Source organism: Bradyrhizobium sp. STM 3809, from assembly GCF_000239795.1.
Taxonomy (GTDB): Bacteria; Pseudomonadota; Alphaproteobacteria; order Rhizobiales; family Xanthobacteraceae; genus Bradyrhizobium.
The window spans coordinates 1-939 of sequence record NZ_CAFJ01000399.1; the positions used below are offsets into that span (position 1 = coordinate 1).

Annotated in this window: 2 protein-coding genes; both read left to right on the plus strand. The window is 60.8% G+C overall.

Annotated features, from left to right (window positions below; all coding sequences use genetic code 11):
- The first annotated feature begins 123 nt into the window (after positions 1-123).
- Positions 124-321 carry a hypothetical protein gene (locus tag BRAS3809_RS19920; RefSeq protein ID WP_006614936.1) on the plus strand — a complete coding sequence of 66 codons (198 nt, stop codon included), beginning with the start codon at positions 124-126 and terminating at the stop codon, positions 319-321.
- 81 nt (positions 322-402) lie between these two features.
- The gene (locus BRAS3809_RS19925; RefSeq protein ID WP_008963855.1) at positions 403-882 is read left to right on the plus strand and encodes a GcrA family cell cycle regulator; all 480 of its coding nucleotides are present in this window, start codon (positions 403-405) and stop codon (positions 880-882) included.
- Positions 883-939 lie beyond the last annotated feature (57 nt).

Below are 939 nucleotides of genomic sequence, written 5' to 3' on the forward strand. Positions count from 1 at the left end.
CATATTTCTTTAAAATTCAATATCTTAACCACTTATCCCCAAGCCGCTGTACAACCTATTGGATTCCTAATAGAGTCTAAAAAGTTACTTTTCTGTACACCGGTTACGGACTAGCTTTTAGGCATGGCGACGGAAAAAGCCGAGACTGACCGCATCCCCGTAACTCTGGCCCTGGCAACCATTGGCTATCTCGAAAAGCTCGTGAAACAGGGTACCCACGGCACCAGCGTTCCGGGTGTCTGCAGAACGTTGATCGAAGAAGGCATCCGGCTCGCCATCAAGGACGGGCTGTTGTCGATTCGCGACAACGGACGGGCGTAACAGGGATAACAAGCGGAGACAGTTTCGGGTGCAGCCGTCGGCCAGGACGATCCAGGACGGATCAAACTTGGAAGCGACACAATGCCCGCCGAACGACAGACCCAACCCACCTGGACCGAGGAACGGCTCCAGGCCCTGAAGCAGCACTTTGAGGCCGGGCTGACCTGCCGAGAGATCGCCGCCGAGCTCGGCGTCAGCCGCAATGCCGTGATCGGCAAGATCTCCCGCCTCGCGCTGACGCGCGACAATGGCGGCGACACCAGGCGCGTGGTGCGCGCCGAGACCACCCGCGACGGCACCCGCCGTCCCGTGCCCAAGCTGCGCCGCCGCATCCTGCGCGCGGTGAACAACGAGCCGCCGCCGATCATGATCGAGGAGCCGCCGGCCGGCCCCGTCGAGAACGGCTGCTCGCTGTTCGAACTCTCCAAGGAGCGCTGCCGCTGGCCGATCTCGACGCCGGGAGCGGACGATTTCTGCTTCTGCGGGTCCAAGCCGATCGAGGGCCTGCCGTATTGTCCGAGCCACACACGGATGGCGTATCGGGTGGCGTCGTCGCGGTAAGATCAGCTAACAACTAATTATTTGAAATACATCTCGCGCCGAGCGCACGGTGCCCCC

What these genes read in the sequence shown, in the direction of transcription:
- BRAS3809_RS19920 (WP_006614936.1), top strand. Translation starts at nt 124, where the DNA reads ATGGCGACGGAAAAAGCCGAGACTGACCGCATCCCCGTAACTCTGGCC.
- BRAS3809_RS19925 (WP_008963855.1), top strand. Translation starts at nt 403, where the DNA reads ATGCCCGCCGAACGACAGACCCAACCCACCTGGACCGAGGAACGGCTC.